The sequence below is a fragment of the Paenibacillus hodogayensis genome, from assembly GCF_039536325.1.
GTDB classification, from domain to species: Bacteria; Bacillota; Bacilli; order Paenibacillales; family NBRC-103111; genus Paenibacillus_AB; species Paenibacillus_AB hodogayensis.
In genome coordinates, this window is sequence record NZ_BAAAYO010000001.1 from 637,320 (window position 1) to 651,749 (window position 14,430).

At 61.6% G+C, this 14,430-nt stretch carries 9 protein-coding genes; 1 reads left to right on the forward strand and 8 read right to left on the reverse strand.

What is annotated here, in order from left to right; translation table 11 throughout:
* Nucleotide 1 precedes the first annotated feature (1 nt).
* From ABD796_RS02485 to ABD796_RS02520, 8 genes are read right to left on the reverse strand one after another with little or no spacing between them, the layout of a single operon-like run.
* Nucleotides 2-925 (reverse strand): carbohydrate ABC transporter permease, encoded by a 924-nt coding sequence (locus ABD796_RS02485; RefSeq protein WP_344902303.1) that lies wholly within the window; start codon nucleotides 923-925, stop codon nucleotides 2-4.
* On the reverse strand, nucleotides 925-3,621 hold the full coding sequence (locus tag ABD796_RS02490; RefSeq protein ID WP_344902305.1) for a DUF5696 domain-containing protein: 2,697 nt from the start codon (nucleotides 3,619-3,621) through the stop codon (nucleotides 925-927). The genes ABD796_RS02485 and ABD796_RS02490 overlap by 1 nt, the downstream gene beginning before the upstream one ends.
* Before the next feature lie 32 nt (nucleotides 3,622-3,653).
* Nucleotides 3,654-4,277, reverse strand: coding sequence for a Yip1 family protein (locus ABD796_RS02495; protein WP_344902308.1), 624 nt, complete (start codon nucleotides 4,275-4,277; stop codon nucleotides 3,654-3,656).
* A complete protein-coding gene (locus ABD796_RS02500; RefSeq protein ID WP_344902311.1) occupies nucleotides 4,274-5,743 on the reverse strand; it encodes a gluconolactonase in 1,470 nt (489 codons plus the stop codon). Before ABD796_RS02500 ends, ABD796_RS02495 begins: the two co-directional genes overlap by 4 nt.
* A 12-nt stretch (nucleotides 5,744-5,755) precedes the next feature.
* Complete coding sequence (locus tag ABD796_RS02505; RefSeq protein ID WP_344902314.1) at nucleotides 5,756-6,679, reverse strand: carbohydrate ABC transporter permease; 924 nt, start codon at nucleotides 6,677-6,679, stop codon at nucleotides 5,756-5,758.
* A 3-nt stretch (nucleotides 6,680-6,682) separates the two neighbouring features.
* Nucleotides 6,683-7,579 carry a carbohydrate ABC transporter permease gene (locus ABD796_RS02510; protein WP_344902317.1) on the reverse strand — a complete coding sequence of 299 codons (897 nt, stop codon included), beginning with the start codon at nucleotides 7,577-7,579 and terminating at the stop codon, nucleotides 6,683-6,685.
* A gap of 58 nt (nucleotides 7,580-7,637) precedes the next feature.
* Nucleotides 7,638-10,574 carry an extracellular solute-binding protein gene (locus tag ABD796_RS02515; protein WP_344902321.1) on the reverse strand — a complete coding sequence of 979 codons (2,937 nt, stop codon included), beginning with the start codon at nucleotides 10,572-10,574 and terminating at the stop codon, nucleotides 7,638-7,640.
* Nucleotides 10,575-10,631: 57 nt separating this feature from the next.
* Nucleotides 10,632-11,990, reverse strand: a complete 1,359-nt coding sequence (locus ABD796_RS02520; protein WP_344902324.1) for an ABC transporter substrate-binding protein — start codon at nucleotides 11,988-11,990, stop codon at nucleotides 10,632-10,634.
* Nucleotides 11,991-12,227: 237 nt separating this feature from the next.
* Between ABD796_RS02520 and ABD796_RS02525 the strand changes: the two genes are divergently transcribed.
* Nucleotides 12,228-14,390, forward strand: coding sequence for an alpha-amylase family protein (locus ABD796_RS02525; protein WP_344902327.1), 2,163 nt, complete (start codon nucleotides 12,228-12,230; stop codon nucleotides 14,388-14,390).
* The last annotated feature ends 40 nt before the right edge of the window (nucleotides 14,391-14,430 follow it).

A 14,430-nucleotide genomic window follows, 5' to 3' on the forward strand; every position in this document is an offset into this window, starting at 1 on the left:
GTTAATCGTAATAAAACACACGCCGCGATACGACGAGCGCGATGATGGCCAGCAGCCCCGCCACGACTGCAAAATACATCCACGACATCGCCGCGCTCAGCCCGAAATTCAGCTCGGTGAAGGCGGTCCGGTAGACGAGCTTCGTCAACGGGTTGTTCAAAAAGCTGTCGATGACCGTGTAGACGACATTCGTCAAAATAAGCGGACTGACCATCGGAAACGTCACCTTCCAAAAGATCTCGTACCCCGTCGCCCCTTCGATGCGGGACGCTTCGTACAACGAAGGGGAGATCGACTGCAGCCCGGCCAAAAAGATTAAAATTTGCACGCCCGACGAGCTGATAATCTCGTAAATCCGGTCGACCGCGCCGGTCAAATAAACGACGATCCGTTCGTTCAGCCCGGCGTCGAGCAGCATGCCCTTCAACTCGAAGCTTTGCAAAAAGACCGAAGTCTGCAGCCCGGTCGCTTCCGGGTCAAGATTCCCGCCGTACGTCATCCCGTCCATAACGGATGCCATAATGCTCCCATTCTGGATGTCGGCTATGACGCCGGAGGCAAGAATGACGGGCAGGAAGAAAATGGCCCGGGCCATCGCCCGCCCACGAAATTTCTGATTCAGCAAACTGGCGGCGAACAGGCTGAATACGAGGATGAGCGGCACATTGACGAACATCGCGATCACCGCTTCGGCGAGCGTCCGGTTGAATTCCGCATGCTCGGTCAGGGCGGCGACGTAGTTCCGGAATCCCTCGAACCGGATCGCATACCCGCCCTCCGGCAGCAGCTCCAGCTTGCCGAGGCTGTAGCGGAACGATTCGAGCATCGGCACGGCGAACAGCAGGACGAAGCCGATCAGCCAGGGAAGCAGAAAGAGGATGCCGAATCTTTGCTTCCGTTTGTCGAACGATAAAGGTTTGCGCATTACCGATGTTCACCGCCCACCTTGTAGCCTTTGGCCGGAACGGCCATCCCGTCCGCCGTTGCCGGCTCGGCGTTGTAATTGACCGTAACCGTCTTTCCGCCCCCGTAAGTCGTCCGGTATACGCCGTCCGCCAGCCTCTCGTGCCGGACGATCGGCCGCGTGCGGACATCGCTCAGGAAAGGACGCACTTCCGCGTACATGCGAATCGCGTCGTCGAACCAATCGGCGTATTCGTGCGAGTAATACCGGCTGAATTCGGTATCCTTCACCGTCGATCCCGGGACGCTCATCCACTGGAAGTAGACGTTCGCTCCCGTCTCCAGCAGCTTCAGCGTATAATCGCGCAAATCGCCTCCGTACGCATTGGCCGGACGTCCGGCGTAATCGACGTAGCCGTGCAGCGCCATTTCGTAAAACGGAACCGTCTCGTCCGCAAGCTGGTAGCCGCTGCTCGCGAGCGGGGCGTTGACGATCAGCTTGCCGTACGGCAGCATCGGAGCGTTGCCGCCGTCGAGTAGAAGGTCGGGGTATTGATTGGCCAGCGCCTCCGCCTGCTCCGTCAGCACGCCGGCCGCCTGCTGCCGGTCGACCATAGCGCTCTTGCGGTAATCGGAGTTGATCGCGTCTCCCAAGTCCCCGAGCGAAAGTCCGGGAATGCCATATGAAGCGTAAGCGTCCGCAAACCGTCCGACGATGCCGGGCAGCTTCTTCGGCGAAACGATGAAGTAGGGCGCGGCGTTGCCGGAGTCGCGCAGCCGGGTCGCCAGATTGAACGGCGCCTTCACCGCTTTTTGCTGCTTGATGAACAGCGATGCGTTCGGATTCGGCCCCAGCCGCAAGCCGCGTTCGTAGGCGCTCAGCAGCGATACGTCGGGGTAAAAGCCGATACTCTCTTCCCGCAGGGCTCTCGCGAGCGCCCGGAAGCCGGAGTCCCCGCCCAGCGCCCGTTCCGGCCGGATCGAGGTCGGCAACGAAGGCAGCAGCCCGCCGTTAAACCAGCCGACATAGCGGAGGGCGATGTTGGCGACGTCCGCCTCCTTCAGTTTCCGCGCGATTCGCTCCGCTTCGGCGAACGGCGTGAGCGCCTCCGTCTTGCGATACGGAACGCCGAGAAACGACGTGCGCTTCGGAATCGCGCCGAGCAGCTCGGCGACGAACGGCGGGGCGGCTGCCGGCGGCAACGCCGATAAACGATTGTTCGCCACGAGATAACTGCGATAATAGTTGGCCATGCCCGAGTATGTGGCGTCCTCGCCGGCCAAAAACATGTACCGCACGACGATATCGCCGGTGTGCATGGCCGGCTGAAACAGGGCCACCTCGTTCTTGATGCCGTTTCCGGCGAGCGTGACCGTGTCCATCTCGGTCGCGTTGAAGCTCGGGTAGACGACATTGTACGAATGAAGCCGTCCGCTTACGTCCGCTTCCACATTGGCCAGCGCATCGCCGCGCTCGACGATGCCGAATAGCGCCTTCCCGTCCTGCATCATGCCGAACACCGGAAGCCTCGCCTTCTCGGCGATCGCCCCCCGCCGCTTCTCGTCCAGCGTCCCGTCGCTGCCGTACATCTGCACCGACAACGGCCGGGCCGACGTCTTGCCGTTATTCAGCCGGATCAGCGCTCCCGAGCCGTCCGGCACGAGCATATACCCTTGCGCGTCTGCGCCCGCGGCTCCGAAAAATTCGAGCAGCGATACGGTCCGGATCGGAAACGCCGTTGACTGCGTCAGCTTGGACATCGGCATCGTCACCACCAGCTGGTCGCCGTCAAGCGCATAGCGCAGCGTCGCCTTGAAGCTCGGCCGCGGCTCGACGATGACGCCGGTCTGCCGGTTATCCAGCTCGAAGTCGCGCTCGGTATAGCCGACGCCGACAAGCGTCTCCAGCAGCTGTTTTTTGCGGCCGCTCGGGATGTTGTTCCACTGCTCGTAGTAGTCCGTCTCTTCCACATTGCGGTAAGAGGCCTGAAACTCCTCGCGCTTCTTGCCGTCTCCGATCCGCGGCAAAATATCTTTCTCGAATCGCTCCTTCTTGAACCGCTTCGGAGCGGCCAGCATCGCGGATACGTCGCCAATCGTATACGTAACGGCAACGGCGTCGCCCTCCAGGCTGGCTTCGAACTGCTTCTTCTGCACGCTTTCGTTGAAGTTGTCGATAAACCCGACTTTGCCGTCGCCCGAATAATATGTCATCGACAATTGCGAGCCGAGCCTTCCTTTGACGAACGGTTCGGCGAGCGGGTCGCTTTGCCGGCCGGGCGGATTCGAATACCATACCTCGCCGGTCTGCAGCCGCTTGACGGCAATTTCCGTCGTCTCCGGCTGAAAGAACAAGGCCAGCTTCCCGTTGTTCGCGACCGGCTTCATGCCGGGAACGCCGTCCGGGACAGCGGCATCGGCGGCCGGACGCACGCTCTGGACAGCGCCGGACACGGCGTTGGAACGTTCCGGCTGAACGCCGGACGCGTTTTGCCAACCGCTTGGAGCGGAGCCTGAGCCGCCTGGAGGAGCGGCGGGCACGCTTGGCGAAGCAGTAGACCTGCCGGGCGCGGCCGCATTCGCGTTTAGCGCGGCGACGGTTGCGAGCGCGGCGGGCGGATCGGGAGACGTCGCCCCGCTCGGACGGCTCCGGGCCGCGAAGCCGAGGCCGCCGGCCGCCAGCGCCGATACCAGCACAATGAGCATCGTTTTTTTCATGGCGCCTCCTCGTACCGGATAAACGCGCGGCGTTACGGCCGCAGCGCGATCTCCTTGTGAATCGTCGCGACGAACGCGACCATCTGCTGAATGAGACTGAAGAACAGCAGGCCGATAAACAGGATCATGCCGATGACGAGCAGCGTAAGCAGCATCGTGACGATCGTTTTGCCAACCGAATACTGATGCACGGTCATCGTCCCGATAAACAGCAGCCAGCCGGACCACGCGACCGCGAGCGCATCGAGGAAGTAGTAGAACGCGCTTTCCTGCTCGGTGATCCAATGACTGAACAGTGTCTGCGGCACGTACACGACCGTCAACGGAATAAGCGCATAGCCGGTCGCCATGACGATGTCGGCAAAGGTGCCCTCGCCGTCCATGAGCGTCGTCGTCGACCAGTTGGCGATGCACCACAGCAAAAACGGCAGCACGATGTAATAAAGCTGGTTCAGGCTGTTCAGCTCTTCCACATGGTTGCGATTGACGATAAATCCGGCAAACTGCTGCTTGACGATTGTCGCGAGCGCAAGCAGCAGCACGGCGGCCAAAGCGGCGGACATGCGGCCGCTGCCTTCGTACTTCATATCCCAAAATCCTTTGAACGGATGCACGGTCACATACAGGGCGAACTTTGCCCGATTCGAGACGGTCAAGCCGCGACGCCTCCTTTCCCGTCCGTTTTGCGCGGCCCGCGGCGCCGGCGAAGAACCGTACGGCCGAGCCAGAAGAGCGCCAGGGCGACCGCCGCGGCCGACATGACCGGTCCGAAGGCCGCGCGGGCGAGCCGCTTCCGTTCGAGAGCGAACGCCTTGGAATAGTACGTCCGGTCGAACCCCAATTTGAAATGGTTCGTCGCTTCCTTGTACCGGCCTTCCCGCAGCAGCGCTTTGCCGATGCCGGTATAGGCGAGCTCATAGTTCGCATCCAGCTTGAGCACCCGCTCCCACATCCGGCGCGCTTCCTCCTGCCTGCCCTCGTATTGGTAGGCGACCGCCGCGTTGACGGCCTGACCGAACGGCGTCGGCGCGAAGACGGTGAGCAGAGCCTGGTCGCGGTCGAGCGCCAGCATACGGTCGCCGGCGCGCGCGATCGCCGCGGGCGTCCGGAAGGCGCCTTCCTGATCGCCGACGGTGCCGAACACATAAAGCAGATGTCCGTCTTCATCGTAGGTGAAGATGCGGCCTTTGCTGGTGTCCAGCGCGCTGTACAAACCGTGCTCGCCCGCCGAGACGTCGGCGAACGCCGGCATCTTGCCGGCCTCGGTCAACAAATCGCCGACCGGAGGCGCATGGCTGTCTTTTTTCAAAACGTTGGTGCCCGTCGGGTTCAGCCTCTGGATCGGATCGACCGTAGCCGTCTGCGTCGTCGCGAACAGGAAGCCGTCGCCATCGATGTCCGCATTATTGAACTCCGTCGGAATGAACTGGATCATCTTCTCCCGCTGCGCCTTGGTCGATACCCGTTTCCAGAAATAGTCGGCTGGGTTGAACGCCACTCTAGGCGCTCCGAGAAACGATTGAAATTGGCCGTCCTGGTCGAACTCCATAATCCCATCGGTCACGCCGCGGCCGACAACGTATATCCGTTTCGCCCGATCGAGCGCGACCTTGATCGGAATGAACGTGAACCCTTCCTGCACCAGCTCCGATTTCGGAGGCCCGATCTCGCGCACGAAGGAGCCGTCCGCATCCAGCTCCACGACGCGCCCGTTGCCCGTATCCGCCACGTACAGACGATTATCGTCCGTGACGAATATCCCTTGCGGGTTGTCGAAGCGGTCGTCCTTCGTTCCGTTGCGGAAGCCGCCGATTACCCGGACAAGCCGATAATCGCGGTCCAGCACCGCAATGCGGCCGTTGCCGGAGTCCAGCACATGGATGCGTCCGTCTTTCGCTACGGACAGATCGCCCGGCTGCTTGAACGGTCCGATGCCAAGCGCCGTGCCGTTCACCGTCTTGAGCGGCGCGTACGCGTTGGGCGACGGTTCCGCCTTCCGCCAATACGAATACGTGTATCCTTGGTAAGGCTCGGCGTCAGCGGGAACGGGTCGGACGAGCATACAAAACCATGCCGCCGCGCAGGCGGCGAGCGCCAGCTTCGTCAGTCTGCTTATGGTCAATGGTCAATCCCCCTATTCCTTCATGCCCGAGGCGGCCATTGTCTGGATGATTTTGCTTTGCGAGAAGACGAAGAAAGCGATTGGCACGGACATCAGCACGAGCGATACGGCGGCGGCCGCCCCGGTGCGGGCGATTCCCCCCTGCACGATTTGCGTCACCGCGTAGTGCAGCGTCTTCAACTGCTCGCTGTACACGTAGCTGCCGCCGTCGGTGCCCCATAGCGACTGGAACAGCAAAATCGTCAGCGTCAGCCAGGCCGGCTTGACGAGCGGCATGACGATTTGCCAGAAAATGCGGTACTCGCTGGCCCCGTCGATTTTGGCCGCCTCCAGTAAAGAGTCCGGAATCATTTCCATAAACTGCTTCATCAAATAAAGCCCGAGCGGGTAGGCGAACGCCGGAACGATAATCGACGCGTACGAGTCGATCCAGCCGAGCCACGACATCGTCATGTAGTTCGGGATCGCCGTAACCTGCCCGGCAAACATGAGCGACAGCACGATCGTCGCGAACATGATTTTTTTGCCGCGAAACGAATGCTTGGCCAGCGGGTAGGCGGCGGCCGAAGCGAGAATGACATGTCCGGCCGTCCCTGCCGCCGTAATGAATACCGTGTTGAACAAATACCGCGATACCGGCACCCACGAGCCCGCGAGAAGCATGAACAAGTCGCCGAAGTTGGACAGCGTCGGGTTGCGCACGAACAGCTGCGGCGGAAAGACGAATATTTCATCCAGCGGCTTGAACGCGTTGTTGATCGCGAATACCATCGGCAGCGCCATGAATACGGCAGTGCCGCCGAGGAAGATGAACAGCAGCAGGTCTCCCCACAGGGACCGATTCACCTTGTCTTTGCGCCTTAGCGACCGTATGCCGCGCACGCGCGCGCGGGTCGCCCCCGGCGCCCGTTCGATCGTCACATTCCCCGTTCCCATCGCTCACTCTCCCACCCGCCGCAGCACGCGCTGCGTCAACAAATTGATGCCGACCATGAGTCCGAACAGCACGGTGGCGATCGCCGATGCGTAGCCCATCTCGAAGCGAACCGTCCCGTAATCGATCAGATGCGTCACGATCGTATGCGCGGCGTAGTTGGCGCTCGGAAAGCCGGCCATGCCGATCGCGACGTCGGCGACCGCGAACGAAGCCGTAATTTGAATGACCGCGCCGAACAGGAGCATCGGCCGCATGGCCGGCAGCGTAATGTACCATAGCTCCTGCCAACGGTTGCGGATGCCGTCGACCGCTCCGGCTTCGAACAGCGTTTTGTCGACGTTTTGCAGTCCGGCGATGAATGCCAGGAAGCTTGTGCCGAGACTGAGCCACAGCTGCACGAGCATGACGATCGCCAGCATGTATTTCGAATCCGTCAACCATTGCACCGGCTCGTAGATCACCCCGATCTTCATCAGAAACCCGTTCACGTATCCGTAGGCGTCCCCGGAAAACATCAGCTGCCACATGAAATAAATGTTGCCGGATATCGACGGCGCATAAAACAGCAAGGTCAGCAGGGCGCGGATCTTCGGGGACAGCTCGTTGATCATCCACGCGAACACAAAGCAGGCGACGTAGCTGAGCGGGCCGGTTACGACCGCGAACAGAAACGTGTTTTTCAGGGCGATGATGAAGACGTCGTCCTCCAGAAACAGCCGCTCGTAGTTGTGCCAGCCGATCCAGCGCGGAAACTCCAGCATATTGAAGTACGTGAAGCTGATGACGATCGATACGGCAACCGGAACGACCGTGAACAGCAGGAACAACAGGAAATAAGGAGCGAGCAGCGCGTACGAATGCTTGCTTCGTTTCCATTCCGCGGCGATTTTGCCCGTCACCGGCTTCTCCCCTTTCCTTTGTCGCTTCGAGCTCGGCGGGACGATACTCCGGGACGCCTCATTCCGGTAATCCGAACTCGCCGCGCTTCAAAGCGATTTCTTCATTAATGTCGCTCGTGTAGTCGTACAGCGTCTCGCGAGCGTTGCGGTTGCGGTTGACGACTTCGCGGAACGCATTGTCCAGATGACGTCCGGTGAAATACCCGCCCGGCACCTCGGGCACGCCCTTGACCCATTCCCACTGCCGCTCGAGGCGAGCATAGTCTTTGGCGGGCCACGGAAGCTCGGCCATCGCCGCGACGTTGGCCGTCGGATACCGCGCCGCCGCGCCCATCAGCCCTTCCATTTCGCGGCCGAACCGGACTTGCGCTTCTTTGCCGGTCCACCACTTCATGAACGTCCAGGCGTTCGCCTTGTTTTTGGCGCCGTTCAGCATCATGATCGCCGTTCCGCCTCCGGGCGCCTCCCGGCGCACTATGCCTCCTGCCGTCGGCGTCCCCGGAATCGGAGCGAATTCCCACAGCCCGCGTATTTCCGGAGCGGATACGGACAGATGGTTGTATAGCGAATAGTCGGCAATGCCGATCGGCATCTCCCCCGTGCGGAACCGGTTGGCGAAATCGAACGTAAGCGGCATTTTATAGCCCGTGTACATGTCGGTCCAGCGTTTGAACGCCAGCATGGCCGGCTCCGAATCGAGCCCGCTTCTGCGCCCGCCCGCGTCGTACAGGTCTCCGTCGTTCTGGAACAGCAGCGCCGCGAACGCGGCGTTCGGCGCCATCGTCGGCATGCGCGCGAAGTTTTGCTCCAGAGGAAGGGCGAATTGCATCGCATTTTTTTGCAATACCGGAATGATGCGGTACACGTCGTCCCACGTATCCGGAACGTTCAGCTTCAGTCCGTCCAGCACGTCCTTGCGGTAAAACAGCATCGGGAACGTCTGCTGCTCCGGCAGGGCGAATACCCGCTCGCCGTAACGGTACGGGACGATCGCGCTGTCGCGAAACCGTCCGGCCACCTGCGGATAGTCCGCAAACGCGCTCACATCGTACGCCGCGCCGCGCATCGCGAAGTTGACCGGGGTTTCGTTGCCGATCTGCATCGCCACGTCCGGCCCTTGACCGGCCAGCGTCGCGGGCAGCAGCACTCCCATCTGGACCAGCTTCAGGTTGACCCGAATGCCCGTCGCGGGGGTGAACGTATCGTCGATCATCGACTTGAGCGACTGCGCCTGGTCGCGTCCCGTTCCGATCCAGACGGTGACGGCGTCGCCGCTCCCGGATACGTCCCCGATGCTGTTGTAGTCTTCGAGAAACGAGTAGACGAACGACAACACCTCGTGCTTCGCTTTAGCCAGCCAGGAGACATCTTCCTTCGGGAGCTTCGCGCCTTCCCCGGCCAGCAGCAAGTAGTCGATTTCAAGCGGCTGCTCGCGCACGGTCAGCATCCACGTTCCGAGGCTGCCGACGTTGGTCTGGTAGGCGCCTAACCGATGCTGGATCGTCTCCGGCCGTTCGGCGAAATCGTTTAATTGATACGCCGCCGTATGCAAAGCCGCCACTTTGTCGCTTTTCTCCCCGGTCAGCCGCTCCAGCTCCCCGGCCACGCCCGTCAACAACTCGCTCTGCTCGCGGAACCGTTCGGTCAGCCGCGGAATTTGCCGGTCGAGCCGGTAGTCGCGGTACGGATCGGGTGACGTGCCGGTTATTTTGATAATCTGCCTGTAAAGCGCGTTCAGTTCGAGCACGGCATGCTCGACTGTCCGGATGAGCGGGGCGATATCGCCGAGCGTCACCTCGAGACGAATCGTATGCTTGCCCGGCGTCAGGTGGAACCAATACGGACGTTTGCCCTCGTCGCCGGGCTCGAACAGCTTCCAGTCGCGGCCGTACAAAAAACGCAGCGATTCGGCTTCCCGGAACGGAACGTTCCCGTCGATCGTCAGCTTGCGGGTCGAATACAGTCCGCGCAAGCCGTTTTGCCGGCTCTTGAACGCCAGCCGGTACAAGCCGTCCCGCGGCGCCTCGACCTCCCATTCGATCCATTGTCCCGGCAGCCGCCAGTTGTGTCCCCCGATCGTATTCATCCGGATCTTCGACACGTCGTACGGCTCCGTCGCCGGGCTCGAGCGGTCGTTCAGCGGGTACAGCGTCGGATCGGATTTGCGCACCGCCGCTTCGCCCTGCACCTTCGTCAGCGTGTCGGGGATCGGGCGCAGACCCTTCTTCTCGTACTCGCGCGCAAGCTCGGCGTAGGCCGGCGGCTCCGGCTCCCGGAACAGCCGCAGCGACCGGACGACCATCGGCTCCCGCACCGAGACGAGCGTAATCGTATGCTCGCCCGCCGTAACGTAAAATTGAAACGGCCGCTCGTAGTAGCCCTGCGCGTCCCGGACGACCGTCTCCTGCCAGATCGGCCGTTCTGCCTGCTTCGGGCGGATGTCGTTGCCGCGGTTATCCCTGGCGATGTCCGGCGCTTCGTTCGCCCATACCCGGCCGAACAGGATCCCGTTCGCTTCGGAGAACGGAACGCGCCCGTCGAGCAGGAGCTGCCTTTCGATGGCCGCGCTTTTGCCCTCGACCGGGTAATAGCGGACGGCCAACTGGTATAAGCCATCCTTGGGTACGCGAACTTTCCATTCCACGGAGCCCGTTTCGTCCGTCCATAGCGACGCTCCCGGCAAGCCGGCGAAATCGCGCAGCACCCTGACGTTCACCCCGGTCGCGGCAGAATACGCTTCGGCCTCGATCAACACCTCTTCCGCAGGCTTCTCCCGGTCCACGAACGAGGCGATATACGCCTCGTAGCTATCCTCGCGCGGCGTCCCCGGCGCTTTCGTCCGATTGTCCGGGCCGCTATCGCCGGCGGCATACGCTTTACCCCCGGTCAGGCCGCCGGCCGCCGCGCCCGGCGTCGCGACGCCCGAGGGCGGCAGAGCCAGCAGCAGCGCCAAAAGCAGCGGGACCGTGATCGTTCTCGTTATTCCGCAGCGCAAGCGTCGCCCCTCCCCTCCTGTCGTTCAGCCCCGAACCGGCTTACCCGGCCAACGGCATTACTGCTTGAGAATCGTGTCTATTTTGTCCTGCAGCTGCGGACCGTACGTCTTCGCCGCTTGGGCCGCCGTCGTTTTGCCGGTCGCCAGCTCGGTGCCGATCTTATCAATGATGCCGCCGTGAATGCCCGCGAAGAAATCGTAGCGAACTTTTCCGGCCAGCATTCTCGCCACTTCGATATCGTCCTCGTTGTCGTATTGGGTGTTGTAGTACGTTTCCACCCACTCCTTGCTGTCCCATACCTGAAGCTCCTTCCACACCTGCAGCACGGCGGCCGGATCTTTCACGCCTTTCGGAAGGAAGTAGCAGTTCACCTGCCTCGCCGGATTCGCATAGTCCGTCTGCCCCGGAGCGAGCGGCATCGGCAGGAAGCCGTAACCGTATTGCTTCATCTTTTCCTTCCAGGTGGACCCCGTCCAGGAGAAGCTCGGAGTCATGCCGATGTTGCCCTTCGCGAACAGATCGAGAAACGCCCACGTCGGGTCGGCGACGACTTTGTCTTCCGTAAACAATTTGGCCATGAAATCCATCGCCGCGATCGATTTCGGATCGTCCAACTTTTGCTTGCCCGCTTCGATGTCGACGATCGAGCCGCCGTTGGCCAATATGTTGAACCATAACCAATCGCCGGCGTACCCGGTCAATCCCCATTGGTCCGGCTTGCCGTCCCCGTTCGTATCCTTGGTCAACTGCCTGGCGACTTCGCGGAATTTGTCCCACGTCCATTCCTTCTTCTTCACCCATTCGTGCGGGTCGGGCAAGCCGTTCGTGCGGAACATCGCGCGATTGTAAAAGATGCCGATCTGGTCCACGCTCGAATTCGTCCCGAAGCCGTACGTCTTGCCTTTATAGCCGGTCAGCTTCGAGAACGCTTCGACGGGAATTTCTTTCTCCCGGCTCATGACCAGCAAATTGTCGATCGGCAGCACCAGGCCCTGTTCCGTCAGCGCCGGAACCGCTCCGGGACTGCCCATGAACACGATATCGGCGATCGGGGAGCCGTTCAGGATCGAAGCTTTCAGCTTATCCATGTATTCCGCCTGCGGAACGGCTACGTATTCGATTTTGACGTTATATTTCTTTTCGACTTCCTTTTGCAGGGAAATCGCTTTCACACCTAGCGGGTTATCCGGCTTCGGCGCATAGTCGGCGTTGCCGGCGATGCGGATCGTCCGTCCGGCGAGAGCTGCCGTTCCCTTCGCATCGTCCTTCTTGTCGTCGTTTTTCGTATCCGCGGGTGTGGTTCCCGTCGGCTTCGCATCTCCTCCGCCCGATCCGCTGCACGCCGCAAGCGTGGCGGAAAGCAGACTGCAAGCGATCCAAACGGCTAACGTTGTCGTTCGTACCGGTCGATTCAAGGCAACTCCCCCATAATGGATATTTGATTTCAGGCGATAACCGTTAAAGCGCGCTTGAGATCATTATAATGATTACGCTTCCAGTTGGATTTGGCCGTCATATCGAAAAAGGTGCCCAATATATGGGTACCCCGCATTATCGCGATATTGGCAACCGAATGCATGGTTTCGGCCACATACATTCGTCAAGACATTCATTATAATGAATGTCAAATCAGCAGAAGGAGCTCTCCCGCCATGAACCGAACCGCTATCAGCATGGACATGAATCGTAACCGCTTCCATTGGGATTTGGAAACGGACGCCGCCCGCCTGACCGACGCCTCGACGAGCGCCGTCGTCTGGAGAGGGGGCTTGCTCCCTTCGTTCGAACTGGTTCTCTCGCCGGGCTCGACGGCATACGCCGACGCACGGGTAAGCGGTGTATCGCAGACGGCGCCGACGATCCGCACTCTCGACTTGGACTTCGGCGAATACGGCGCGGGAACGCTCCAGGTCGTGCTCGAGCCGTGGGGCATTCGCTTTGCCTCGCTTGCCGTCGACTGGCGAATGCCGGTCGGCATCGTCGCGATGCATTTCGGCTCGCGGCGCATGACCGCAACCGAGCTGCAGCGTGCGCCGAGGCTGGACAAAGCGTTCTGGCCGAGCTGGCGCGCGGAGCGCTACTGCATACCGTGCGCGGGAACCGGACCGACCCGGAGCATGTTCCGCGCCTGGGATCTCGGCGACGCCACGCTCCCGCTCGGCAGCTTCGGAGGCGCGACGGGCTCCCTGTATGCCGGCGCTTTTCCGCGTCCGCTGTATGCGGCGGCGATGGGCGAGGCGAAAACCTGGCTCGCGTTCGGTCCCGGCGTTATTCCGGATGCGCCGCTTTCGTTGAAGGTGCAAGGCTCCACCGCCAGCTTGCATTATGCGTACCGCGAAGATTTGTGGCAGCCTTCCGATCCGCAGCGCCGCGAGTGGCGCGAACCGCTGCGCATCGCCGCCGGCGAGTCGGCTTACGACGCCTACGACCGGCTGTACCGGACGTTCCCGGTCGGTCCGGCGAAGCATCCGCGCCATTTCCGCACGTTTCTATGCACATGGGGCGATTTCCGTCTGCGCCGCTTTGACCTGAAAGGATATGCCGACCGGGTAGCACAAACGCTTCCGGCCGAAATGATCGTCATCGACGACCCTTGGGAATCGTCGATGGGGTCCGGGGAGCCGAACGCGAAGCTGTTTCCCGAGTTTGACCGGGATATCGATTATTTGAAGGCCAAAGGCTACGCCATTGCCTTATGGCAATCCGTCGGGTGGATCGACCGGCCGGAGGAGTTCGGACTGGACGACAACGATTTGCTTTGCGGCGCCGACGGCAAGCCGCGGCTGTGGACGTGGGCTGGGGATCCGATCGCCGGCACCCGCTACCATTACTGCCTCGACCCGAGCTCGGAGCGGGCGAGAACGTATTTGACCGACCGGACGGAACGGCTCGTCAAACGGTACGGGCCTGTTGCGCTGAAGCTGGACTTCGGCTACGGCTTTCCCGGGCCGGACGCGGCGGTTCCCCGCGATCCGGCGCTGCGGGGCGAACGGCTGTGCGCCGAATTGCTGCGCATCGTCGGCGCCGCCGCCAAAGCGGTCAGCCCGGACATCACAATCATTTATTACGGCCTCCACCCGCTCCTTCACCCGCTGACCGATATGATTAACATCGACGATCTGGGCGATGCCGGCGAAAGCGCGGCGTACGAGCGGAGCGGGCACAACCAGCGTTGTATGTGGGCGGCGCTGGCGGCGGCGCACGGGATGCCCGTCAATACGTCGACGGGTTACTTCGCGGGCGCAGTCGAGTCGATCCTGCTCGATACGGCCGTGGTCGGCGCCAACGGGCTGACGCTCGGGGAGTTCGATTCCGACGGACAGCGCATGACGGAGACGCATCTGTGCCGCTGGCACGCGCTCGAACGGTGGGGCCGGAGAACGTCCCGATGGAAACCGCTCTGGCTCGACGCCGATCCCGGCATCTCCGGCGAAGAGCCTTCTATCATATCTTGGGGACGGGTCGAAGATATAAACGGCAGCGATCGCATTACGGCGCTGGCGCTCCGCGGCAGTCCCGAAGGCGAGACCGCTTACGACGGACTCGCGGGCATCCGCTTCAGCGGCCAGTGGGCGATCGTCTCGCAGGACGAACGGGACGTGTTCGAGACGAAACGGCTTGCCTGCATCCCGTTCTCGCCCGGAACGATTTCCATCGACCGCACGTTCACTGCCGTGGAATCGTATCGGCTTGCCGATGGCCGCGCCGTGCTCGCGGCGACCGAAACGGCAGCGGAAACATCTGGCACAAGCCTCGCGCTGCATGCCGATCCGACCGGAACGGGCCCCCTTGTCGGCTTTGTCGTCACCGGCTGACGAAGGAAGGATTTCGGGTGCCGAACGGGGAATAAGGAAG

Bases quoted from the DNA above. Each gene is read 5' to 3' on its own strand.
- ABD796_RS02505 (WP_344902314.1), bottom strand. From the start codon at position 6,679: ATGGGAACGGGGAATGTGACGATCGAACGGGCGCCGGGGGCGACCCGC.
- ABD796_RS02485 (WP_344902303.1), bottom strand. From the start codon at position 925: ATGCGCAAACCTTTATCGTTCGACAAACGGAAGCAAAGATTCGGCATC.
- ABD796_RS02490 (WP_344902305.1), bottom strand. From the start codon at position 3,621: ATGAAAAAAACGATGCTCATTGTGCTGGTATCGGCGCTGGCGGCCGGC.
- ABD796_RS02525 (WP_344902327.1), top strand. From the start codon at position 12,228: ATGAACCGAACCGCTATCAGCATGGACATGAATCGTAACCGCTTCCAT.